Origin of the sequence: Pseudomonas sp. JL3, assembly GCF_031570575.1 — a bacterium.
GTDB lineage: Bacteria > Pseudomonadota > Gammaproteobacteria > Pseudomonadales > Pseudomonadaceae > Aquipseudomonas > Aquipseudomonas cucumis.
In genome coordinates this window covers 161,523-185,699 of record NZ_JAKWJK010000007.1, presented here as the reverse complement: position 1 = coordinate 185,699, position 24,177 = coordinate 161,523, and the positions used below count along the sequence as shown (strand labels likewise).

The following is a 24,177-nucleotide window of genomic DNA, read 5'->3' as shown; positions in this document are numbered from 1 at the left end:
CGAACGCGGAGCGTCCGTTGAGGCATTCCCACGCAGAGCGTGGGAACGATCAAAGCCCTGAGTCACACCTGTATCGATTCACCCAAGCCAACTGGAGAAACGTCATGAGCAACATCGCAATCATCGGTGCCACCGGTCGTGCCGGTAGCCAACTGTTGGAAGAAGCCCTGCGTCGCGGTCACAGTGTCACTGCCATCGCCCGCGATACCTCGAAAATCGCCCCCCGTGCCGGGGTCGTGAGCAAAAACGTGGACGTGCTCGACGCGGCTGCATTGCGAGCCGCTGTGGCCGGGCATGATGCGGTGATCAGCGCGGCGCATTTTTCCACCATCCCCGCCAGCGCCGTCATCGAGCCGGTGAAGAAGGCCGGGGTCAAGCGTCTGTTGGTGGTCGGCGGTGCCGGTTCGTTGTTGCTGCCGGACGGCACTCGGGTGATCGACAGCGAAGGTTTTCCCGAGGAATACAAGGCCGAGGCCAGCGCCGGTGCCACGTTCCTGAATACCTTGCGTGAGGAAAAGGACCTGGACTGGACCTTCCTGTCGCCGTCGGCAGAGTTTGTCGAAGGTGAGCGCACCAGCGCGTTTCGGGTCGGCAAGGATGACTTGCTGGTGAGTGCCGAAGGCCGCAGCTGGATTACCTTTGCTGACTTCGCGATTGCGTTGCTTGATGAAGTGGAAACGCCGAAGCATTCCCGCCAGCGGTTTACTGTCGGGTATTGATCGTCTGATCGTTCCCACGCTCTGCGTGGGAATGCAGCCCGGGACGCTCCGCGTCCCTTCCAGAGCCGAACGCGGAGCGTCCGTTGAGGCATTCCCACGCAGAGCGTGGGAACGATCATCTCTTAGCGACTCTGCGCCTGCTCCACCAACCACCCCATCAATTCGCGCAACTTCGGCGAAGGCGCAGGTTTTTCCGGGAACACCAGGTAATACGCCAACCCGGTTTTCACCTTCAATTCAAAGGGCATGACCAGCCGCCCGGCACTCAGGTCATCGCCGATCAACGACCAGTCGCCAATCGCAACGCCCGTTCCCTGGGACGCCATCGACATCGCCAGGTCCAGGGTTTCGAAATGCTGACCTTTGCCGACATTGCTCAGCCGAATATCCGCAGCCTTCAGCCACGCGTTCCAGTCCCGTTCATCGCGTGTGGGGTGCAGCAACAAGTGCTGTTGCAGATCGGCCGGTGTATGCAAAGCCATCGGCCCTTCAAGCATCGGCCGGGAACACACGGGGGTCAGTTGCTCATCGAACAGATGCCGGGAAGTCAGTGAGTTGTCCGGCGGCGTGCCGTACATCACCGCCGCATCGAACTGCTCGCGATGAAAGTCCACGCCGTGTTTCACCGTGGTGGTCAACTCCACCGGTACATCCGGGCGTTCCTTTTGCCACTGCAACAGGCGTGGCAACAGCCAGCGCATCACGCAGGTCGGGGCTTTCAGTTGCAGGGTTTCGCGCTTCTCGCCGATCTGCTCCACGGCCTCATCGATCAGGCCGAAAATCTGCTGCACCCGTGGCAGCCACTCCCGGCCTTCGGCGGTCAGGCTCAAGCCCCGCGCCTGGCGAATGAACAGTTCATAACCCAGATGATCTTCCAGCCCGGCGATCTGTCGGCTCACTGCGCCTTGGGTGATGTGCAGCTGTTCGGCGGCCCGGGTGAAGTTGCAGCACTGCGCGGTGATCAGAAAAGTGTGCAGCGCCGGCAGGGGAGGCAATCGTTTCATTGGGATCCAAGGTATGACGTGAGGACATGGCTAGTATGACTTTTTATCCATTGTTGCGGCGACGTGTCGCCCGTTCCAATGAGGCCATCCCTGGACCTGCCAACCCATCATAAACACTGCGCAGGCCCGGCGTCTCAAACGAACAAAAAGGGCAAAGACATGGCGACGTGCGGCGAAGTATTGGTCAAGTTACTCGAAGGTTACGGGGTCGAGCAGGTGTTCGGCATTCCCGGGGTTCACACCGTGGAGCTGTATCGCGGGCTGGCCCGTTCGAGCATCAACCACGTCACTCCGCGTCACGAACAGGGCGCCGGTTTCATGGCCGACGGTTATGCGCGCACCAGCGGCAAACCGGGTGTGTGCTTCATCATCACCGGTCCTGGCATGACCAACATCACCACCGCCATGGGCCAGGCTTACGCCGACTCGATCCCGATGCTGGTGATCTCCAGCGTGCAATCGCGCAGCCAATTGGGCGGCGGTCGCGGCAAGCTGCATGAGCTGCCGAACCAGAGCGCACTGGTTGGCGGCGTGGCAGCGTTCTCCCACACCTTGATGTCGGCGGCTGAATTGCCGGGCGTCTTGGCTCGCGCCTTCGCGTTGTTCCAGGCTGGCCGTCCACGTCCGGTGCACATCGAAATTCCGTTGGACGTGCTGGTTGAAGAGGCCGATGACTTGCTCGCCAGCGTGCCGGTGAACATCGACCGCGCCGGCGCTTCGCCAAGTGCGATCAGCCGCATGACCGAGTTGCTGGCCGGTGCCAAGCGCCCGTTGATTCTCGCCGGCGGCGGCGCCATCGATGCCGCGGCCGAGCTGACTGAACTGGCCGAGCTGCTGGATGCGCCAGTGGCCTTGACCATCAATGCCAAGGGCATGCTCGAATCCAGCCACCCGTTGCTGATCGGTTCGACCCAAAGCCTGGTGGCGACCCGTGCACTGGTGGCCGAGGCCGACGTAGTGCTGGCCATCGGCACCGAACTGGCCGAAACCGATTACGACGTCACCTTCGCCGGCGGCTTCGACATTCCCGGCGTGCTGCTGCGCGTGGACATCGACCCCGATCAGACCGTGCGTAATTACCCGCCGAAAGTCGCGTTGGTGGCCGACTCGCGCAACGCCGCTCAGGCCTTGCTGAGTGCGCTTTCCCACCAGTCGCTGGCCGAGCGTCGCAACGATTGGGGCCAGGTGCGTGCCGCGCGTTTGCGCGATGAACTGGCCGCGACCTGGGACGCCCCGACCCTGGCCCAGACCCGTTTCCTGGAAACCGTTTTGCACGAATTGCCGAACGCGGTATTCGTCGGCGATTCGACCCAACCGGTGTACACCGGCAACCTCACATTCAACCCGGAACGCCCGCGCCGCTGGTTCAACTCGTCCACCGGTTACGGCACCCTCGGTTACGCCTTGCCGGCGGCGATTGGCGCCTGGCTTGGCGGCAGCGTCGAAGGTGGCGCGCGGCCGCCGGTGGTGTGCCTGATTGGCGACGGCGGTCTGCAATTCACCCTGCCGGAACTGGCCAGTGCGGTAGAAGCACGCACGCCAGTGATCGTCCTGCTGTGGAATAACCAGGGCTACGAAGAGATCAAGAAATACATGGTCAACCGCGACATCGAGCCGGTGGGCGTGGACATCTACACCCCGGACTTCATTGGTGTGGCCAAGGCGCTGGGCTGCGCGGCCGAGGCGGTCAGCGGTGTCGAAGAGCTGCGCAGTGCATTGCGTCTCGCCACCGATCGCCAGGGCCCGACCCTGATTGAAATCGATCAGACCCGGTGGATGAAGGCGGTGTCGAAATGAGTTTTCCTATCACTCTGGATGGCCTGTACATCGATGGTCAATGGTCGTCTGGCAACGAACATTTACGTGTGATCAACCCGGCGACCGAAGCGCTTTTGACAACCGTCAACGGCGGCGATGAACACGCTGTCGATCAGGCCGTCACGGCGGCGACCCATGCTTTCAAAGAATGGTCGAAAACCACCGGCACTGAGCGCGGGGCGATCCTGCGCAGAATCGCCGCGGGCGTGCAGGCCGGTCGTGAACAGTTGATGAAATTGCAGTCGAGCAACAACGGCAAACCGCTGTTCGAAGCGGCCATCGACGTCGACGATGTGATCGCCACCTTCGAGTATTACGCCGATCTGGCCGAAGGCCTGGACGCGAAACAGGACAGCGCCGTGGCGTTGCCGAGCGATGATTTCAGCGCCCGTTTGCGTCGCGAACCATGCGGTGTGGTGGGGCTGATCGTGCCGTGGAATTTCCCCATGGTTACCACCGCCTGGAAACTCGCTCCGGCCCTGGCCGCCGGTTGCTGCGTGGTGCTCAAGCCGTCTGAAGTGACACCGCTGCCGGAGCTGGAGCTGGCGACGATCATTGCCGAAGCGGGTCTGCCAAACGGTGTGTTCAATCTGGTCTGCGGCACCGGCTTGGCCGTCGGCGCACCGCTGTCGGCTGACCCACGCATCGCCAAGATTTCCTTCACCGGCAGCAACGCGGTGGGCGTGCAGGTGATGCAACGGGCAGCGGAAACCGTGAAAGGCGTGAGCCTGGAACTGGGCGGTAAATCCTCGCTGTTGGTGCTCGCCGATGCCGACATTGAACTGGCTGTGGAAGTGGCCTGTGGCGGCGGTTTCTTCAATGCCGGGCAAATGTGTTCCGCCACCAGCCGCGTGCTGGTTGCCGATGAACTGGCGGATAAATTTGTCGCGCGATTGAAGGCCCGTGCCGAAGCCATTCGCGTGGCCGACCCGTTCGACCCGAACGTGGAAATGGGCGCACTGGTCAATCAGGCGCAATACCAACGCGTGCTGGGCCACATCGATCGCGGTTTGAGCGCAGGCGCGAAGTTGATCTGCGGCGGTAATCGTCCGGCAGATCTGCCACGCGGCTATTTTTTGCAGCCGACGATTTTCGTCGACGTGCCCCTCGACAGTGCGCTGTGGTGTGAAGAGATTTTCGGCCCGGTGATCTGCGTTCGCAGTTTCAGCTCTGAAGCCGAGGCGATTGCCCTGGCCAACGACAGCCAGTTTGGCTTGGTGGCCAGCGTGGTCACGCGCGATGGCGAAGCGGCTGATCGGGTCGCCAACGCTTTGCAGGCGGGGCTTGTGTGGATCAACGCGCCGCAAGTGATCTTCCCGCAGACCGCCTGGGGTGGTTACAAACAGAGCAGCATCGGCCGCGAATTGGGGCCGTGGGGCTTGCAGGCTTTCCAGGAAATAAAACACGTGATTCGGGCCGTCTGACAGCACGAAAAAGGTGAGCGCATGCCTCGTGATGAGGCATGCGCCAGCGTCATGGCTTCAATGAGTTTTTATCGATAGTCAGGTGTTTTGCACGACCTCAGGATGAACCCGCTGGCATCGCCAAGGCCCATTGAAACCGGGGGCTTGAAGCTGATCTGGCCGCGCGGATGCAACGGTTGCGACCAACCTCATACTTAAAAAAACAAAGGGAGTCCTTCATGGGCGAGCACGATCTGAACAGACGTCAATTCATCAAAACCGTGGGCGTAGCGTCCGTGGCGGCGGCGGCCATGAGCATGCCGTTCATCAAGGCCAATGCCAGCGATACACGTTTCCAGGGCAAGACCCTGCGCTTGCTGACCTGGTCCGATGACACCGGCCTTGCAGCATTGCGCAACATAGCCGCGACCTTTGAAGCCAAGTACGGCTGCAAGGTCATCGCCGACCGCACCGGCAGCACCTCGGAAATGGTCGCCAAACTCAAGGCCGGCGGTGATCGTCCGCAGTACGACATCATCACTCTGGCCGGCGTCGGCGCCGAAGGGCTGGCCGCCGCCAACCTGCTGGAAAAACCTGACCTCAACCGCATTCCAAACCTGGTCGACGTACCGGAGCAATACCGCACCGGCGCCAACGGTCACGGCATCGGTTACCTGCTGTGGTGCAACAGCCTGGTCTACAGCACCCGCACCATCAAGGAAGCGCCGGACAGTTACGCCGCGCTGTGGGACGCGGAGCTGTCGCCGAACATCTTCCTGCCGCCGCCGAACTGGACCGAGGCCATGGACCTGATCATCATCGCCGCCAAACTGGCCGGTGGTGACGAACACAACATCGAGCCAGGCTTCAAGAAACTCGCCGAGCTGAAAGATCGTGTGGTGACCCTGGGCGAAAACCCGAACCAGATCGCCGAGCTGTTCCGCACCGGTTCCCTGGACATGGGCGGCTTGTACGCGCCGGCGTTTTTTCCGAAACAGATTCGCGATCCGGCCTACGGTCTGGGCGCCACGTTCGGCATGAAGGAAGGCTTCTACACCGACTTGATGTTGTCGGTGATGCCGAAGAATCGTCCGGGCGATATCGATCTGGCCTACGCTTTCATCAACCACTCTCTGGACCCGCTGGTGCAGGGCAAGATGGCCGAAGACATCTACAACGGCCCCGTCAACGCCAAGGCGATCATCTCCGCCGAAGCGCGCAAGAGCCCCTACATCCTCACGCCGGAGCAGATTGCCGAGAAGGCGATCATGCACGACAACGCCTTCCTGGCCACCGTGCATGACCAATGGATTCGTCGTTACACGGAAATCTTTTCTTCCTGATCGAGTGGCGAACACAGGTTTTCAGAACACTGCAAAACACTGTGGGAGCGGGCTTGCCCGCGATGACGGCCTCCCTGTCGATAATGATGTGACTGACAGATTGCTATCGCGGGCAAGCCCGCTCCCACAGGGTTAACGGTGGTTTTGAAGGTTGTGCTCGCTCAGCTGCTTTCCATTGACGAGACCCTTTGCTATGGAACACCAACCTCTGACCCATCCGGTAAGCGCCGCACCCGTGCGCATCAATCGGGGTGTCTCACCGACGGCGCGTGCCTGGTTTTTCCTTTCGCCGTCGATGTTGTTTCTCGGCGTGCTGATTGCCGCAAGCCTCTTGGTGCTGCGCATGAGCGTCGGCACCAAAGGCGCGGAGTGGACCGGGTTCAGCCTGGCCAGTTACGCCCAATTGCTGGAACCCTATTACCTCAAATCCTTGCTGCTGACGTTGCGCCTGGCGTTGATCAGCGCGGTGATTGCGGTGCTGCTGGCGATCCCGGTGGCCTACACCATGTCGCGGCTAACCTCACCGTTTGTGCGGCGGATCTTCCTCGCGGCGGTGCTGCTGCCCTTGCTGGTCAACCTGCTGCTGCAAAGCTACGGCTGGCTGGTGATTCTCGGCCCCGGCGGCATGCTCAATCAGGCGCTGATGGGCCTGGGCCTGATCAAGCGGCCGATCATGCTGCTGTACAACCAGAACGGCGTGTTGATGGGCCTGGTGCAAACCGCGTTCCCGTTGGCCGTGCTGCCGATTGCCAGCGCCATGCGCGGCGTTGCTCGCACTTACGAAGAAGCCGCCGCCACCCTCGGCGCCAGTCGCTTGCAGGTGTTTCGCCAGGTGGTGTTGCCGATGAGTTTGCCGGGAATCATCACTGGCGCGACGCTGGTGTTCGCCTACAACGCCAGCAGTTTTGTGGTGCCGCTGCTGCTCGGTGGTCGGCGGGTGCCGATGCTGGCGGTGATGGTGCATGACCAGATCGCCCCGCTGATGAACTGGCCCGCCGCGTCTGCTGCCGGTGTGGTGCTGATCGTCACCACCCTGGCGATCATGACCTTGTCCGAATACATCACTGGCCGTCGTCGGCGCATGCTGGAGGCTTCCCAATGAGCACCCTGATCAAGAAGCGCCACTCGCTGCTGCCGGGCGATACCGGCAAGTTCGCCGGCATCCTGTCGGGCTTCATTCTGCTGCTGGCGGTGCTGCCGATTTTGACCATGATCGTCATGTCGTTCAGTGGCGCGTCGAACCTCGACTTCCCGCCCAGCAGCTACAGCCTGCAATGGTACAAAGCCGCCTGGAACACCTTCGTGTCGCCGGATTCCAGCGATGTGCTGAGCCTTGGCAAAGCCATGACCACCAGCCTGATGGTGGCCTGCCTGACCATGGTTTTCGCCACGATTATCGCGGTGCCGGCAGCCTATGCCCTGACCCGTTGCGAGTTCCGCGGCAAGGCCGTGGCGTTGCAATTGATGTCGCTGCCACTGGTGTTCCCGATGGTGGTGTTGGGTCTGGCCTTGCTGCTGGTGTTCGACAGCCTGCCGTTCCACATCACCACCTCGCGGCTGGTGATTGCCCACGTGATTCTGGCTCTGCCATTCGTGGTGAAAAACTGCACCGCGGCGATGCTCTCCATCGGCAGCGAAGTCGAAGAGGCCGCGCAAATGCTCGGCGCTTCACCGCTGCGGGCGATTGTCGATGTGGTGGTGCCGCTGATGAAGTCGGGGATTCTGGCGGGCATGCTGCTGGCGTTCATCGTCTCGTTCAACGAATTCACCGTGACCTATTTCCTCTACACCATCGACGTCATGACCGTGCCGATCTGGATGTACAGCCGCACTGTGTCTTCGCTCGACCCTACCGTTTTCTCGTTTGCCGTGCTGATCGTGCTGATCGACTTCGTGCTCATTTGGGCGCTGGAAAAGTTGGTTGGCGAAGGCGGCGTTTCGTTCTGATTCTTGAGGTGATTCAAATGACTGGTCTGATTCTGGAAAACGTCGAGAAACATTACGGCTCGGCCTGCGCGGTAAAGGATGTGAACCTGCATTTGCCCGAGGGCAAACTGGTGTGTTTTCTCGGCCCTTCGGGCTGCGGTAAAACCACCTTGCTGCGGATGATCGCCGGGCTTGAAACCCTGACCGGTGGCGAGATTCGCCTGGACGGTGAAGACATCGGCCAGACGCCGGCGCACCAGCGTAATTTCGGCATGGTGTTTCAATCGCTGGCGCTGTTTCCGCACATGACGGTGGGGGAGAACATCGCCTATCCGCTGAAACTGCGCGGGGTCAGCAAGGCCGATCAACAGGCGCGGGTGGTGGAACTGCTGGAGCTGATTCAGCTGCAGGAAATGATTGATCGTCCGGTGGCGAAACTCTCCGGCGGTCAGCGTCAGCGTGTGGCGATTGCCCGGGCGATTGCCTCGCGGCCGAAAATCCTCCTGCTCGACGAACCGCTGTCCGCGCTGGACGCCAAGTTGCGTGAGTCGATGCAGGTAGAAATCCGTCAGCTGCAACAGCGTTTGAACATCACCACCATCATGGTCACCCACGACCAGCGCGAAGCCATGACCATGGCCGACATCGTGGTGGTGCTGGGTGAGCATCGGGTGCAGCAGGTGGGTACGCCGATTGAAATCTATCGGCATCCGGCCAATGAATTCGTCGCGGACTTTATCGGTTCGGGGAATATTTTCCCGGCCACGGCGCTGGGCAACGGCAAGGTCAGCTTGCCCGGTGGCGATGCACTGCAAGTGCCGATCTGCAGCAGCATTGTGGTGGGGGAGAAGGTGAAAATGCTGATTCGCCCGGAAGACCTGCAATTGTCGCAACCCCAGGCGACGGCGGGGAATCGCTTGCTCGGCAAGGTGACGTTTGTGCGGGATATCGGCGCGACCATCGAAACCACTGTTGAGTGTTCCGGGGTGTCGTTTACCGCGTTGAGCACGCCGTGTCAGGGGGTTGGGTTGAGCATTGGCAATCCGGTGTCGGTGACACTGCCGGCTGAGGCTTGCCGAGTACTAAGCGCCTGACGTTAGAGGTGGGTCGCCTTTGCTGGCCCCCATCGCGGGCAAGCCCGCTCCCACAGGGTTCCGTGTACACCGGTCCTTGTGGGAGCGGGCTTGCCCGCGATGGGGCCATCAGCCACACAACAAATGCCCGATCAAACCGACAACCGCAACCGCGCCAAATCCCTTAACGGTGGCGCGCCAAACAACCGGCTGTACTCCCGGCTGAACTGCGAAGGGCTTTCATACCCCACCCGATAGCCCGCCGCCGAAGCCTCCAGCCCTTCGGCCAGCATCAACCGCCGCGCTTCTTGCAGGCGCAATTGCTTTTGATACTGCAGCGGACTCATTGCCGTCATCGCCTTGAACCGGTGATGCAGCGTCGACACGCTCAGGTTCACTTCCCGCGCCAGATCATCGATGCGCAGCGGTTGCTCATAATTGCCGTTGAGCCATTTGATCGCCTGGCTGATGCGGTGGCTCTGGCTGTTGGCAATGGCAATTTCATACAGCCGATGACCCTGCTGGCTGCGCAACAGCCGATACAGAATCTCCCGGCGAATCAGCGGCGCCAGCATGGCGATGTCTTTCGGTGTATCCAGCAAACGCGCCAGACGCAGCACGGCATCGAGCATTGCCGTGTCGACCCGCTCGACATACAAACCGCGGCCAGTGGGCCGTGTGGGTACGCCGATGGGGCCGGCGTCGGCAATCAGTGTGGTGATTTCCGCCGGGTCGATGTCCAGCCGCACGGCGAGGATCGGTTCCTCGGGCGAGACATTCACCACCCGCCCGCTCAGGGGCATCGAGACTGAAACCACCAGGTAATTCAGGGGATCGTAATTAAAGTATTCATCCGCCAGCCGTACTTCCTTGCGCCCCTGGGCCATGATGCACAGGGCCGGTTGCGCCAGCACTGGAGCGAATTCATGGTTTTTACTGTGGCGCGACATGAACAGCGAACCGACGGCGGTGGCATAAGTGCCATCCTCCATCGTGTTACGGCGGATGAGGGCGGCCAGTTCCGCGCGCTGTCTTTCCATATCGGCGGCTAGCGGGGCTTCAAAATGATCGAGCGACGACATGCAGGCATCCTCGGTGTCGCGTTGATAATGAGCTGAGCTTAAATTTGTGCAAGGGACAGCGGTAGACACATCCTGCCAAAAGCTTGCCTGATTCTGCATGAGGTGAATACGCGATGCTGCTATGGCAAGGCAGCGCGGGTGAAACTTGCTTGAAAGTCGTGTGACAGCGGTGTGACATTGTTTTACGCGCTGTTACAGACGTTTTTGCCGTCGCGCAGGATTGTGCAATAAGCCGGCAGGAATCGACTAACGACGACTGCGACACGCCGCCTAATCTTGGATCCTGTCGCAGCCCGTCCCCGGCTGCCACTGGATGACCTGGGAGGGTTGAACATGTCTACGCAGATCCCCGTCAGTCATATGGCCTTCGTCCGCGCCCGCGTCGGGCGTTCAGCAGAACTCGGTGCACGCCTGAGCGCCCTGATCGAGCCGTCGCGCAACGCACCGGGTTGCCTGAGCTTCGCCCTGCAGCACTCGCAATGCGATCCCGAGCTGTGGCTGGTGTCCGGTTTCTGGGTCAACCAACAGGCCATGACCGCTTACTTCGGCAGCCCGGCGATGCAGATTTTTGCCGAGCTGGTGCAGGAGCTGGTGGTCAACAGCCTGGATTTTCATACCTTCAAGGATGTTTCGGCGGCTCAGGCCCTTGGCCAGTCCCAGGCAGCGGTACACAAACTCGCCGGTTGAGGGTTTAATGGCGCAATTCTCCATTAGCCAGGATCCGCGACATGGCACGTAAAGCCTTTGAACACTTCGAAGCCGTTTCAGCAGTAGTACCGGGCGAGGGCGGTTACCACGCCGCGATTGCCGTCAAAGCCCTCGGCGGTTCCGGTGCCCCGCGTTTTCATAAAGTGCTGGAAAGCCAGACCTTCAAGACCGCGCATGAAGCCGACGAGGCCGCGGCCAAAGAGCTGACTCGCCTCAAAGACGTTAAAGAAGACGCCGACCTGCTCTGGTAATTACTTGACCGCCCCGGGGCGGAACATTTTGAACAATGCCTCTGGCCCCAGCTGAAAGTAATCCGCCGGCCCGCCGCCGCGCAGAATCGGTTCTGCCGCGGCGGTGTCGTACACCCCATCCTTCAACAGCCACTTGGCGATGTGCACGGCGACCACTTCGCCGAGAATCAGCCAGCTCGGCACCACTTCCTTGTTTGCGCGCTGCAACTGAATGATCTGCGTGACCTTGCACTCGAAGGACACCGGACTTTCCGCAACCCGTGGCACCTGAATGATTTTCGACGCCGCGGTGGTCAGCCCGGACAGTTCGAATTCATTGACCTCGGGCCCGACCATGGCGCAGCTCTGGTTCATCTGCTCGGCCAGCGGACGGGTCGCCAGGTTCCAGGCGAATTCGCCGGTCTGCTCGATGTTGTTCAGGCTGTCTTTGCGCCCGACGCTGGAAAACCCAATGATTGGCGGAATGTAGTTGAAGGCGTTGAAGAAGCTGTAGGGCGCCAGGTTCAAGCGACCATGGGCGTCCTGGGAGGAAATCCAGCCGATAGGACGCGGGCCGACGATGGCGTTGAACGGGTCATGCGGCAGGCCGTGGCCGTTGGCGGGTTCGTAGAAGTGGATGTCGTCGGGCATGAACGGAGGTTCCTGAGGGCTGGGTTTCGGGGTCGATCATAGTGCAAGGACGAGCGGGTTATTTCCAGCGATGAGATCTAATGTGGGAGCGAGCTTTGTGTCGAGCCTGGCATTTTGCTTTCCCCTAGAAACGACCAAGCCCGACCAAGGCCGGGCTGTGGTGTTGCGTTCAGGGATCAGTCCGTCTCGATCCGCGAATGCTTGCGGGTGTCTTTCATGGTGATGTACACCAGCAACGACACCGCGATGCACGCCGTGACATACCAGTAGTAACCGGTTTCCATGCCGATGCTCTTGAACCACAGCGCGATGTATTCAGCGGTGCCGCCGAAGATCGACACGGTCAGTGCGTATGGCAGGCCAACGCCCAGGGCGCGGATTTCGGTCGGGAACAGTTCGGCTTTGACCACCGCGTTGATCGAGGTGTAGCCGCTGACGATGATCAGGGCCGCCATGATCAGGAAGAACGCGCCCCACCAGGTCTGGACGGTGTGCAGGGTGGTCAGGATCGGCACGGTGAACAGTGTCCCGAGAATACCGAAGGCGATCAGGATCGGCCGACGACCGACTTTATCCGACAGCCCGCCGATGATCGGTTGCAGGCACATGAACAGGAACAGCGTGGCGGCGGAAATCGTGGTGGAGTCGGAAATGCTCATGCCGACGGTGTTCACCAGGTATTTCTGCATGTACGTGGTGTAGGTGTAGAACGCCAGCGTGCCGCCCATGGTCAGGCCGACCACGGTCATCAGTTCCTTCGGATGGCGCAGCAAGGTGCGCATCGCGCTTTCCTTGGCTTTCTCTTTCTTGGTGAACGACTCGGTTTCTTCCATGCCGCGACGCAGGTAGAGCGCGACCACGGCACACAGCGCGCCGATGGCGAATGGAATGCGCCAGCCCCAGGCGTAAAGCTCTTCGGTGGTCAGGGTCTGTTGCAGCACGATCAACACGGCCAAGGCGATGAGCTGGCCGGAGATCAGGGTCACGTACTGGAAACTGGAGTAAAAGCCGCGACGTTCCTTGGTCGCCATCTCACTGAGGTAAGTCGCCGAGGTGCCGTACTCACCCCCGACCGACAAACCTTGCAGCAGGCGGGCGAACACCAGCAGGATCGGCGCGCCGATGCCGATGGTTTCATAGCCCGGGCTCAGGGCGATCAGCAGCGAGCCGAAGCACATCAGGTACACCGAAGCCATCAACGCACGTTTGCGACCGGCCTTGTCGGCGTAGAGACCCATCAGCCAGCCACCGATCGGGCGCATCAAAAAGCCCACGGCGAAGATCGCGGCGGTGTTGAGCAGTTGTGCGGTGGTGTCGCCTTTGGGGAAGAAGGCTTTGGCGAAGTACAGGGAGAAGGCGGCGTAGACGTACCAGTCGTACCACTCGACCATGTTGCCGACAGAGCCGCTGAAGATCGATTTGATCCGGCTGGCAGTGCTTCTTTCTTTGGCCGGCAGGGCAGCCGACCCAAGGGGCAGGGCGTTTGAGTTATCCATTGAAGGATCCTTCGTTTAATTGTTTTTGTGGAGCGCGTTGAAACGCAGCCTGCTGGAGCTATAGCAGGAGCTGTGCCAAGGAGAGGAGGGCCGGGTTAGAGGGGTTTTGAAGCTTGAGTGAGCGGAAATCCGCTTATGGTGCGCAGGGTGACAAGCGGATTTTTGCCGAACCTGATCGTTCCCACGCTCTGCGTGGGAATGCAGCCCGGGACGCTCTGCGTCCCAAAAGTCGAACGCGGAGCGTCCGTTGAGGCATTCCCACGCGGAGCGTGGGAACGATCGGTTAGATGAACATCTCGCGGGTCAGTCCATGCCGCTGCATCTTTTCATTAAAGGTACGCCGCGGCAGTTGCAGTTCTTCTAGCACCGCTTTCACATCCCCTTTATGCCGGGTCAACGCCGCCCGCAGGCAATGCGCTTCGAAGGCTTCTTGCTGCGCCGCCAGTGACTGGCCGGGTTCGATCCCCGCCGGTTCCGGTTCGCCCAGGCCCAGCACTTGGCGCTCGGCGACGTTCGCCAGTTCGCGCACATTGCCCGGCCAGTCGTGGCTCAGCAGATGGCTCAGTTGCGGCCCGCTCAAGGGGGCAAAGGTACGGCCCAAACGCTCGGCGGCACTTTGCGCGAAGAACTCGAACAACAGTGGAATGTCTTCACGCCGATCACGCAACGGCGGCAGGCGCAGCTCGGCGACGTTCAATCGATAGGCCAGATCTTCGCGGAAGCGTCCGGCCCGGGCTTCATCCAGCAAGTCGGGTTTGGTCGCGGCGATGATCCGCAAGTCCACGTGGATGCTCTGGTTGGAACCCAATCGCTCAAGCTTCTGCTCCTGCAACACCCGCAGCAATTTCACCTGTTGGGCCAGGGGCATGCTTTCGATTTCATCGAGAAACAGCGTGCCGCCGTCGGCGTATTCGAGCTTGCCGATGCGTTTGCCCTGAGCGCCCGTGAACGCGCCACTCTCATGGCCGAACAGTTCGGCCTCGAACAACTGCTCGGGAATCGCTGCGCAATTCAGCGCCACGAAGGGCTTGTCTGCGCGGGGACCAAAGTCGTGCAGGCAACGGGCAACCAATTCCTTGCCGCTGCCGGTTTCGCCCCGGATCAGCACATTGACCGGCAACGTCGCCAGGTCCAGCACTTGCCGACGCAACGTCTGCAAGCCACGGGAAACCCCCAGCAGAGTGGCATCGAGTTTGGCGCGATTGTCTGCCTGCTCGTGCAGGGCACGGTTTTCCAGCACCAGCCGGCGCTTGTCCAGAGCGCGGCGCAGGCTGCTCAGCAGGGTTTCCGGGCTGAAAGGTTTTTCGAGGAAATCATAAGCACCGTCGCGCATCGCTTCGACGGCCATTGGCACATCGCCGTGACCGGTCAGCAAAATCACCGGCAAGTCGACATCGCGGCGCTGGACTTCGGCCAGCAGTTCCAGCCCCGTCATGCCAGGCATGCGCACGTCGCTGAGAATCACCCCGGGGAAATGCTTCGGCAGTTGCGCCAGGCACTCATCGGCGCGACTGAACAGCTGCACCTCGAACCCCGACAGGCTCAGCCACTGTTCGACGGCGCTGCGGATGCTGCTTTCGTCATCGACCACCATCACCGAATTGAGCATCAAGCAGGCACCTCCAGATCAATGGGCAACGTCAGGGAGAACACCGCGCCGTGTTCGCCATTGTCGGCGCTCAGGCGTCCGCCCGCTTCGTGAACAATGGCGAAGGAGACCGCCAGCCCAAGGCCCAGACCATCACCCACCGGTTTGGTGGTGAAGAATGGATCGAACACCTTGTCCAGGTTTTCGTCGGCAATGCCGCCACCGTTATCGGCGACGGTCAGGCGCCACAATTGTTCATCGGCTTCGAGGCGGATTTCCAGACGCTTGCAGGGTTTGTCGTGCATCGCATCCAGGGCATTGCGCAGCAGGTTGATCAGCACCTGTTCCAGGCGAATCGCATCGCCACGCACCCAGGCCGGGCGGGTCAGGTGGAGCACAGTGCTGACATGTTCGTCTCGCAAGCGCGCATCCAGCAACTGCAAGGATTGATCGACCACCGCCGCCAGGTCCAGCCGTTCGCGCAAACCGCTGGGGCTTTTGCGGGCGAAGGTCTTCAGGTGGCCGGTGAGGGCGGCCATGCGCGTGAGCATGTCGTCCACCGGTTTGAGCGCCTTGTAGGCGTCTTCGACCCGGCCGTGATCGAGCAGCAGCCTCAGAGTCGCAAGCTGCATGCGTTGGGCGGTCAGTGGTTGATTGATTTCATGGGCCAGCGCCGCGGACATCTGGCCGAGGGCGGCGAGTTTGGCCGATTGCACCAAGCCGTCTTGGGCAGTGCGCAAATCCCGGGTGCGTTCTTCCACCAGTTGCTCGAGTTCTTCACGGCTGCGCTGACGCATCTTGGCCAGGCGCCAGCGCTGGTTGAGGAACAGCAACAGAAATACCAGCGTCAGCCAGGCGCCGGCGGCGGCGAGCCCGGCGTTGCGGCGGTCTTCGAACGCGACTTGCGGGCGACGCAACAGGTGCAGCGTCCAGCCTTCGGCGGCCAGCGGCAGCGATTCCCAGAGGTAATCCGCCGTCCCGTCGGGGCCAACGACCCGGGTCAACGCACTGTTGTCGTCGAAGCGCCGCACCGATTGATATTCCAGCGGGGTCAGCGGTTGCTTGTCGTATTGGCGGGTGGCTTTGAGCTCGGCGCGGTCGCTGTCGCTCAGCGGTTTCAACTGGCGATAACGCCAGCCCGGCTGGTTGGCGATGAAGATAATCCCGCGCGCATCGCTGACCAGCAACGTATCGCTGCCCTGACGCCATTCGCGTTCCAGTTCCGGGAATTCGAGTTTCACCACCATCGCGCCGAGGAACTCGCCACTGTCGCTGGTCACCGCGCTGGAGAGGAAGTAGCCGGGAATACCGCTGGTTACACCCACCGCATAAAAACGCCCGGTGCCCTGGGTTCGGGTCTGGCTGAAGTAGGGGCGAAAGCCGTAATTGTGGCCGACGTAACTGCTGGGCAGGCGCCAATTGCTGGCGGCCACGGCCAGGCCGGTGCGGTCGAGCAGTTCCAGGGTCGAGGATTGCGCGGCGCCGTTGATCTTCTCCAGTTTGCGATTCAATGCGAGCTGTTGTTCAGGGCTCACTTCACCGTTTAGCGCGGCGCGCAGTTCCGGGTCCAGCGCCAATACGGCGGGCAGGGCACGGTAGCGGTCGATCAGGGTGTGCAGCGAGTTGGCATACAGCGCCAGTTGCTGATTGGCCCGCGCGGCATCTTCCACCAACGCCTGGCGTTCGGTGTGACGGATGGCCAAGGTGGCGGCGAGCACCGCACCGGCGATGATCAGCAAGGAGTACAACGACAGGCGCAGGGTACGGGAAGTCGGCAGCATGCTGGAGCTAACGGATAGCAGGACGGGCGGGCACCATACCATGCGGATGATCGGCTGGGCGTCCTGCTCGCGCACTTACCGATCGCACAGGCGACTGACAGGATTGAGAACCACCAGAGACCGCTTCAATTGTGCGATCAGGGGTATCAGGCGACCGAGTCGGAAATGCGCGCTTGAAGGTTCTGCCTCAGCCTTGTTCTGGGTTTTGGAATGGGTTTGCGGATCGCTTCATCAGTGCCCCCCTGCGCCAATTGCGCCAATTGCGCCAATTGCGCCAATCGTGCAGTCACACCGTCTGCTTCGCTGGGGGTATCCATCACCTTCTGCGCCGTCGCCAGTACCGTGTCAATCGCCTCGAACGGATCGATCCCCGTCTTGACCAGCTTCATGACATCGCGCTGCTTATCGCCAGCGAGTGATTCCAGCTGAGTATAGAACAGGGTCTGAATACGCTCTGGATAGGTGTTGAGGCTGTTCGTGAAGTTATTGATTTTTTCGAGCAAATCGTTGCCACCGCTAATCAGGCTGTCCAGCCCTTCCGATACCTTCGTAGTGGTGTCTGCCGCAGTATTCAGACCTTTTTTGATCTCTGCCGTATGCAGTGTTTGTGCAACCTTCAGACCTTTCTTGAAAGAGTAATAACGCAGCAACGGCATGGCGATTGCCCCTACGATTATCCCCACACCTGCGCCAATGCCGGTGCCGATGCCCGGCACAATACTGCCTAAGGCAGAAGCGACCGTTGCCCCTGCAATCGCACCTTTTAATATCGTTTTGATCCCATGTTTGGACTTGATGAATTTCCCAAAGGTCATGCTTTCCCGAACTTCATTGATATCGGCTCCTTCGGGGACGAGTCCGTCAAACTCTGTCGCCAGGTTATGCAACTGATCCGCCGCCGTTTTGGCTTTATCCAGCCAACCGACAACGCCCTTCAAAACGTCGAATAAGGCTTTCATGCCTCCCGTTCTGTCAATGTACAGAATGGGATTGTTGGCGACCATGGCGTACAGGTTCAGCCCGTCCACATCCCCCTCCGGGTCGGCACTGACCCAGCGCTGCAACCACGGCGCGTAGTACCGCGCGCCGTAGTAATACAAGCCGCTGATATCCATTTCCTTGCCCGAATAACGCACGGTCTTGTAACTGACTTCCAGCGCCGAGCGGGCCACCATCCACGCCGTGGCGCCGAACGGGTAATACCCTTCGTGGCTGATCAGCCGGGCCTGTTGATCCAGCTCCATCAGGCTGGAGCCCAGCTGGTCATCGAGCTTGTAACGCAGTTGATCGGCGTCGATGCCCGGCGGTTTGCCGGCGAGCCAATGCAAGCAGCGGAGGCCGCCCAGGATAATCACGTGCAGCACCTCACCGTTGTCCCGGGTACGGATTTCCAGCCCCGGCAAATAGCGCACTTCATGAAAATGGCTAGTGGTGGCGGTATGGGTTTCATGGCGTTTGTAGACCCGCGCACCCTGGCTGTAGCGGTACTGTTCTTCATCGTTGGGGCCGTCGTCGCGGCGGACCAGCGTCACCGAGGCCAGTTGATCGCGGGCGTTCCAGCGCAGGCCTTGCCCCGGCTGCAAGGCCTGGAGGTTGCCGTGGCGGTCGAACAGTGTGTCGAACTGCGGATCGGGATCACCTTCAGTCCAGCGCACACCGCGGTTGCTGGCGGAGTCGATGAACATCTGGCGGGTATGAGTGGCGCCTTCGCGCACATGGCGGAGTTTGATCAGGTTATCGCTGTGATCGTATTCGTAAGTCTGGGTGTAGTTGCGCCGATCGTTGGGGTCAGTCGGCTGCGGCAGGCCCGGGGTATCCGAGGGCGGGCCGTCGTCGTAACCGCTGGCGCTGTGCAGTCGATACAGCGAGTCGTAACTGAACTCACGATGGCCGTCGACCCGCTGATTGGCGAAATGGCTCGGCGTGAAAACATGGTCGAGAATGCGGGTGATGTTACCCACCGGATCGTAAACGTATTCAAAGTCCTGAAGGGCCGGCTGCTGATCTTTTTGCGCGCGTTGGCGCAGCAGGCGCGCATCGGCCGGGTCGTAGCTCCAGCGGCTGATCACGTCATTTCCCGCCTGTTGCTCGATGATTTTCCCGGCGGCGTTGTACTGCACCTTCTGCAACACTGGCTGCCAGTCATGTTGCCCGTTGATTTGCAACTGCACCTGCTGGAGTTGTCCGGCGAGGTCATAGCGCGACTGTTGCCGGTGTTCGCCGGCATCGACCTGGTCCAGCACGGCGCCCAGCGGGCTGTAGGTGCGGCGGCTGGCAAAGGCCTGGGCATCGTGAAAGGTGCGGGTTTCACGCAACGGCTGGCCGAGCAGGCCGTAGCTCTCCAAGCGCAAAGTGCCCGATGGGTCCACTTGTTCGAGCAGCTGGCCGCGCAGGTTGTGATGGGCGTCGGCTACGGCATCGGCGTAAGTGAAGGTTTCGACGTCCGGTTGGGCGTTTTCCTCGACCGTTACCACCCGCAACTGATCATCGTAGGTCGTGCGCCAGTGATTGCCGCGCGCGTCCCAGCGCTGCAGTGCCTCCCCGGCGAGCCCCGGCAGGCTCAGGCGCCAGCCGGCATCGACGCTGTCGACTTTCAGCGGTTCGCCTGCCAGCTCATAAACGGTCGTCAGGTTGGGTTTGGATAAGCGCGGGCCCCACTGCGCCACCAGACGTCCGGCTGCATCGTGTTGTTGGCGGGTCATCAGGGCGGTCGTCGTTTCACCGGCGATGGTGCGCAGATACGCGATCTGGCGAATCGGCAGGCCTCGACTGTCACTCACCCTGAGCGCGGGCGTGCGCCGATGGACACTGGCAGTCATGGGCGCGACGCCTGCGGTTGCGTGGGCAGCGGCGGCTCATAAGTGTCGTTGAAGTCTTCGCTGATGTGATACCACGGATGATAGGTCTCGCGGGAGAAGTACCCTTTGGCGTTGATCAGTTTGATTGACCGGCCCAACACCTCATAGAACAGTTGATCGAAATAGCCGAGTTCACGCAGGGAATGGTCGTCGACGTAGCCATGGGTATTGGCAAAAAACGGCCGGAACTGTCGAACCGGCAGACCTTTATTGTTGTATTCGACCCGTTCGCTGACGCGCCAGCGCCGGTCGGCGAACACCTCGAGAAACTGACCATTCTCGATGATCAGTTGGCCGTCGGCATCCACCGCATAGGCCATGCCGGGCTCCACCAGTTGCTGGGTTTGCAGCGCCCGGCCGAAGCCGTCTACGCAGGCTTTGACGATCTGGATCTGTGCCGGGACAGGGTCATCGGGATAACGATCGGCGCTGAGGATGACGCTGTGCACCGGCTCGCGATGAGCTGTCGCGATGAACTCGCTCAACGTTTGTTCCGACGCGGTCAGGTCGGTGCCTTGCTGCAACCGCTGACGGGCGCTTGTGCAGATGTGCCCGCTGGCCAGGACATCACCGTGCGCGATCCATTCGGCGAGTTGTTCGGGGTTGACGGAAGGCGGCACCTGGCCCATCCAGCTGAACAAATCCTTACGCAACGTACTGGCAGCATTTTGTATGGCCTCCACCGGGTTCTCGATGGCCGGATCCGGACGATGATCCTCCGGGCGCACGAATTCGCTCAGCGGCTTGAAGCCAACGGCACTGCCATTTTCGGTGCCGTAAAAACTGATCGCCAGGGGCTGTCCGGACGGTTCGTAAATGGCTTCCTGAATATTGTCGTTGGCATCGATGATTCGTATGGGTTGCAGCGCGTGATAGTCGTATTCGACCCGGGTGGTGCAACCGTCCGGCAATTCGACGTTGATGATCGCCAGCCAATAGGGATCGTATTGAGCCTTGGTCACGCCGTGGCTGAGGGTCTCATGGTACTCACGCACGTTGTAAAAACCATCGAGGCTGTCGTACTTGGCGTAACCGTAGCGGGTCGACCACAAGTCGTCCGTCGGGGACTGCGTTTCGAACAGCAATGGCATTGGCGTGTAACCGATTTCTCTCAATTCATCTCTGATGTCGAAGGGCGGCGGCAGGTCGCTGTAAGCGTCCAGCGCCGTTTTGTCCATCTGTGCCTGTTCCGTCGGGCCGGCCAGCGCTTCGAAATCGGCCTGGCCATCGGGCAGAAGCGACTGATCGGCAGTCTTGAGGTAGCGCTGAACCGATTGCATCGTCAGCACTCGCTGGGCATTCCACTCGGGTGAGCTCTGATGCTGCGCCAGTTGCTCATATGAAACCTGATTCGGCGCGAGGCCCGCGGGCAGCGAACCTTTGGGCAGCACCAACGCATTGCCACGTTGCTGCCACGGCAGCGCCAGCCGCCAGTGCTGCGGATCCTCATCCAGATCGATGAACCGGGCGCGGGTTTCGCTCAAATAAAAGAACTCCTGAGCCTCGTCATGGGCGTCGCGCCACCATTGTTGTTCATCGGGGTCGGTAAAGGGCGGTGTGTCCGACTCGGTGCGACGGCGTGCATAGTTGACGGTCACGGCATGGGTGGGCAAACCGTATCCGTTCCAGCGTAGAGTCACGTCATGCTGGCACATCGGGTCGTCGATAAAACGTTCGTACTGGTAGCCGATCTTCTCCAGTGCCAATGGCAGCAGCACCGCAGCGGCATACTGATTTCTGGGCCGTACTTTGCGAACCAGATAGCGGTGCTCTTCCACCGAGTACGGCTGACCTGTGGCCGGGTCATCCCCGGCGGCCCAGATTTCGGTTCTGGCGATCGAGCCGACCAGTGCCTGGGCGATTTCGTACTCCGTGGTGGCGTCAGGCGGCGTAACCGGTTCGTCGCATTCATCATTGACGTGATAGCGGCTGAACAGCGTATCGCCAAGTGGGCAGGCCTCTGCGTCGCGATTGAAATAGCCATCCCGTGACCTGTCCATGGACTGACCGGTGTGGAACCAGGTGCACACCCGCACTGGCGCTGTGAAGCCAGGATCGTCGCCGGTGGCGGTTTCACTGTCGGTTTGCTCCAACTGGCCGAAACCGCGGAACTCGCGTTCCTGGCCGTCGTAAACGCCTTGGCAATACTTGAACGATTGGGTCAGGCAATTGCCCGTGACTTCGTCCAGCTGCAGTTGTTGGCTGACCACCTGGACGGGGAATGGCACGTGGCAAATCGGGAAGCGTTTGAGCTTGAGGATCCGATCCTTTTCATCCAGCCACTCCTGGGCCGAACTGCGATAGACCACCCGGGCACTGCACCCCATATTGTTGTTGCTGGCCGTCAACAGATACGGTTTGGCCGGCACAAAATCGTAACGCCAGTGCTGCGGTTTCATGTGCGGCACTGTCAGGATCAGGCTGGCACAGCCCAGGCCTTGCAGGTCGGCGAAGGTGACCTGGCACAGTGGGTCATAGCGCACGCCCTCGGGCCACGGCACGATCACCGGCATCTGTTCCAGCCCCTTACCGCCCCGGTTCAGGTAAATCTCGAAGGCATCGGATTTCAGATAGATCAGGGCCGGTGCGCCGGAGCCGTTGAGGTCGGCGATCCGCACCCGTGCGGAATCGAATTCGTCGTATTCGAACGGCAGGGCGCTGATCACTCGGCCTTCACCGAACCTGCCGTGCCCCAGGTTGGGCCAGCATTTGATTTCGTTATGCCGGATGCGGCACAGCTCGCTCATGTCGCTGCCCAACAGATTGCCCAGCAACACCACTTCGCTGGGGAAATTGCTGAACAGCGGCAGCCGGTCATCCACCGGTTTATGCTCGACTTCTTCGGCCCGGGTAAAACCTTCCTCGCGGCGATTGGCATACAGGCGCACGGAGTGCGGGCCGATCAATGCCAGCGAACTGAGCCCGTCGCCAGACAGATCGCCCAGCTGCGAAAGGGTATTCAAAAACTCTACCGGGAACGCAGTGAACGGTATGAACTCGGCGAAACTGCGGTCCGCGTTCAACGTGCGAAAGCCGCTCATGCCGGGTTGCACGGTGATCCAGTCCAGGCGGCCGTCGCCGGTCAGATCGGTCAGTATCTGTTGCACGGGCGTGTTGCTGTTCGCGACGGGAATTTTGTTCAGTGCTGCCCAGGGGCCGTAGCCGATGTCATCAGGCCCTGATGCGGCGCGCAGCGGTTCACGGTAATACCAGCTCTGGTCATAACGACAGAGGAAACCCGGCACACCCTCACCGTACAGGTCGACGCACTGGTAATACAGGCCATCCTCGATGCCCGGCATGTTGTCCAGCGCGAGCAGTCGTGCGGGCGTTTTATTGATGACGAAGGATGAATAGTCGAATTCCACCGGTGGGGTGTTTTCCACGGCACCACTGGCGTCGTACGCCTGATAGTGCGCCGCCGTTATTTGGCTATAGGCCCACAGTGTTGTGCTGCGTGGATATTCCAGTACCAGACGACGAACCAGCACCGGTTCGAGGCCCGTTTCGAGGGGGAAATAGTGAAACATCAACACTTGCTGGCAGAGTCGGCGCGTGCCCACCTCAAAGCCCTGCCCATAGGTCGAAAAGGGGTCGGGGCGTGTCAGCCAGGGCAACAGTGTGCCCCCGTCATACACGGGCTTTTCTGTCAGCGACTTGCTGCGCTCGCCATAGTCGAACACCAGATGAAAATGCCAATCCAGCTCGGCCGGGTTTTCCACGGTCCAGGTGTATAAATGCTCGCTGGCCGTGAAGTTGCCGTAGAACACTCGATGCAGGTAACGCTGAGCGCGGTAGTCATGGATGGGGTCGGGATCTTGGTCATCGATTGTGTAATCGAAGCAAATATGTTCGCCGTGGGCGTTCATGCTTTCGCAGAGCCGCCAGGAACTGACGCGCAACGGATTATCGGGATCTGCCCGGCGCGAAGCCGCGGTTTTGCCATAGACATGCAACGAGCCGTCGCTGCCATGCACCAGCCAGAACGGCGGCTCATCGCCTTGGGGTTGCCAGCGTTCGCGCAGGGCAAAGTCGCTTTCGACTCGTGGCCAGTAACGCACCACCGTGTGCGAGCCGATGTCCACCTCGTTGTAGGTGCTTTCGAGGCGCGACTTGACAGTACCGTCGTCGGCAAGCTCGGGCATCCAGACTTCGCCGTCGTGGCCGATGATCTCGTCATGATCGGTATAACGCGGCACGCCCTTGTTGGTGCGGCGGCTGATCTGGCCGAGTCCCAGGTTCCAACCGATGCCGAACGGCCCATTGCCGGCCTGACTGCTGTAAGTCAATGACAGTTGCGGATCCCAGCCTCGCCCGGAGGACGCCGGTATCGGCAATACGAACGACGCCATGCCGGTCGGGCCCACGGCACCCCAACTCTTGCCAATCGTGGCGATCGATGAGCTTTTCGCGATGGACGGTGTCGTGATGCTGAGGTCTTGATCGGCCATGGTTTTATCCAGTGCGCACGCGGTAGGGCGTGGGTGGATCAACGCT

The 24,177-nt window shown here is 60.8% G+C and carries 17 protein-coding genes; 9 read left to right on the top strand and 8 right to left on the bottom strand.

The window, feature by feature from the left end:
* Positions 1-104 precede the first annotated feature (104 nt).
* Positions 105-719, top strand: coding sequence for an NAD(P)-dependent oxidoreductase (locus tag MMG91_RS15030; RefSeq protein WP_310660033.1), 615 nt, complete (start codon positions 105-107; stop codon positions 717-719).
* 122 nt (positions 720-841) lie between these two features.
* Here MMG91_RS15030 and MMG91_RS15025 read toward each other — a convergent pair whose 3' ends face one another.
* Positions 842-1,723: a LysR substrate-binding domain-containing protein gene (locus tag MMG91_RS15025; RefSeq protein WP_310660032.1), complete on the bottom strand. Its 882-nt coding sequence runs from the start codon at positions 1,721-1,723 to the stop codon at positions 842-844.
* A gap of 159 nt (positions 1,724-1,882) precedes the next feature.
* Here MMG91_RS15025 and MMG91_RS15020 point away from each other — a divergent pair, with 159 nt between their 5' ends.
* The 6 genes from MMG91_RS15020 (at position 1,883) to MMG91_RS14995 (ending at position 9,307) form a co-directional block, all read left to right on the top strand.
* The gene (locus MMG91_RS15020; protein WP_310660031.1) at positions 1,883-3,520 is read left to right on the top strand and encodes a 5-guanidino-2-oxopentanoate decarboxylase; all 1,638 of its coding nucleotides are present in this window, start codon (positions 1,883-1,885) and stop codon (positions 3,518-3,520) included.
* A complete protein-coding gene (locus MMG91_RS15015) occupies positions 3,517-4,965 on the top strand; it encodes an aldehyde dehydrogenase family protein (protein WP_310660030.1) in 1,449 nt (482 codons plus the stop codon). Before MMG91_RS15020 ends, MMG91_RS15015 begins: the two co-directional genes overlap by 4 nt.
* Positions 4,966-5,183: 218 nt before the next feature.
* Positions 5,184-6,287 (top strand): ABC transporter substrate-binding protein, encoded by a 1,104-nt coding sequence (locus tag MMG91_RS15010; protein ID WP_052967303.1) that lies wholly within the window; start codon positions 5,184-5,186, stop codon positions 6,285-6,287.
* A 193-nt stretch (positions 6,288-6,480) separates the two neighbouring features.
* Complete coding sequence (locus MMG91_RS15005) at positions 6,481-7,389, top strand: ABC transporter permease (protein WP_052967302.1); 909 nt, start codon at positions 6,481-6,483, stop codon at positions 7,387-7,389.
* On the top strand, positions 7,386-8,234 hold the full coding sequence (locus tag MMG91_RS15000) for an ABC transporter permease (RefSeq protein ID WP_310660029.1): 849 nt from the start codon (positions 7,386-7,388) through the stop codon (positions 8,232-8,234). The genes MMG91_RS15005 and MMG91_RS15000 overlap by 4 nt, the downstream gene beginning before the upstream one ends.
* 17 nt (positions 8,235-8,251) lie before the next feature.
* Positions 8,252-9,307: an ABC transporter ATP-binding protein gene (locus tag MMG91_RS14995; RefSeq protein WP_310660028.1), complete on the top strand. Its 1,056-nt coding sequence runs from the start codon at positions 8,252-8,254 to the stop codon at positions 9,305-9,307.
* 131 nt (positions 9,308-9,438) lie between these two features.
* On the opposite strand, the gene MMG91_RS14990 is transcribed toward MMG91_RS14995, so the two are convergent.
* Positions 9,439-10,368: an AraC family transcriptional regulator gene (locus MMG91_RS14990; RefSeq protein ID WP_305503055.1), complete on the bottom strand. Its 930-nt coding sequence runs from the start codon at positions 10,366-10,368 to the stop codon at positions 9,439-9,441.
* A 333-nt stretch (positions 10,369-10,701) separates the two neighbouring features.
* On the opposite strand from MMG91_RS14990, the gene MMG91_RS14985 reads away from it, so the two are divergent.
* Positions 10,702-11,055 carry an antibiotic biosynthesis monooxygenase family protein gene (locus MMG91_RS14985; RefSeq protein ID WP_310660027.1) on the top strand — a complete coding sequence of 118 codons (354 nt, stop codon included), beginning with the start codon at positions 10,702-10,704 and terminating at the stop codon, positions 11,053-11,055.
* A 41-nt stretch (positions 11,056-11,096) separates the two neighbouring features.
* Positions 11,097-11,327 carry a hypothetical protein gene (locus MMG91_RS14980; protein ID WP_030128151.1) on the top strand — a complete coding sequence of 77 codons (231 nt, stop codon included), beginning with the start codon at positions 11,097-11,099 and terminating at the stop codon, positions 11,325-11,327.
* On the opposite strand, the gene MMG91_RS14975 is transcribed toward MMG91_RS14980, so the two are convergent.
* The 6 genes from MMG91_RS14975 to MMG91_RS14950 form a co-directional block, all read right to left on the bottom strand.
* Positions 11,328-11,957, bottom strand: a complete 630-nt coding sequence (locus MMG91_RS14975; protein ID WP_305446675.1) for a flavin reductase family protein — start codon at positions 11,955-11,957, stop codon at positions 11,328-11,330.
* A 176-nt stretch (positions 11,958-12,133) separates the two neighbouring features.
* Positions 12,134-13,453 carry an MFS transporter gene (locus MMG91_RS14970; RefSeq protein ID WP_310660026.1) on the bottom strand — a complete coding sequence of 440 codons (1,320 nt, stop codon included), beginning with the start codon at positions 13,451-13,453 and terminating at the stop codon, positions 12,134-12,136.
* A 283-nt stretch (positions 13,454-13,736) separates the two neighbouring features.
* Entirely contained in the window at positions 13,737-15,062 is a 1,326-nt protein-coding gene (locus MMG91_RS14965) for a sigma-54 dependent transcriptional regulator (protein ID WP_305503051.1), read from the bottom strand.
* A complete protein-coding gene (locus tag MMG91_RS14960) occupies positions 15,062-16,822 on the bottom strand; it encodes an ATP-binding protein (protein ID WP_310660025.1) in 1,761 nt (586 codons plus the stop codon). Before MMG91_RS14960 ends, MMG91_RS14965 begins: the two co-directional genes overlap by 1 nt.
* 146 nt (positions 16,823-16,968) lie before the next feature.
* Entirely contained in the window at positions 16,969-19,641 is a 2,673-nt protein-coding gene (locus MMG91_RS14955; protein WP_310660024.1) for an RHS repeat-associated core domain-containing protein, read from the bottom strand.
* Positions 19,638-24,131 carry a SpvB/TcaC N-terminal domain-containing protein gene (locus MMG91_RS14950; protein WP_310660023.1) on the bottom strand — a complete coding sequence of 1,498 codons (4,494 nt, stop codon included), beginning with the start codon at positions 24,129-24,131 and terminating at the stop codon, positions 19,638-19,640. The genes MMG91_RS14955 and MMG91_RS14950 overlap by 4 nt, the downstream gene beginning before the upstream one ends.
* Between the last annotated feature and the right edge of the window lie 46 nt (positions 24,132-24,177).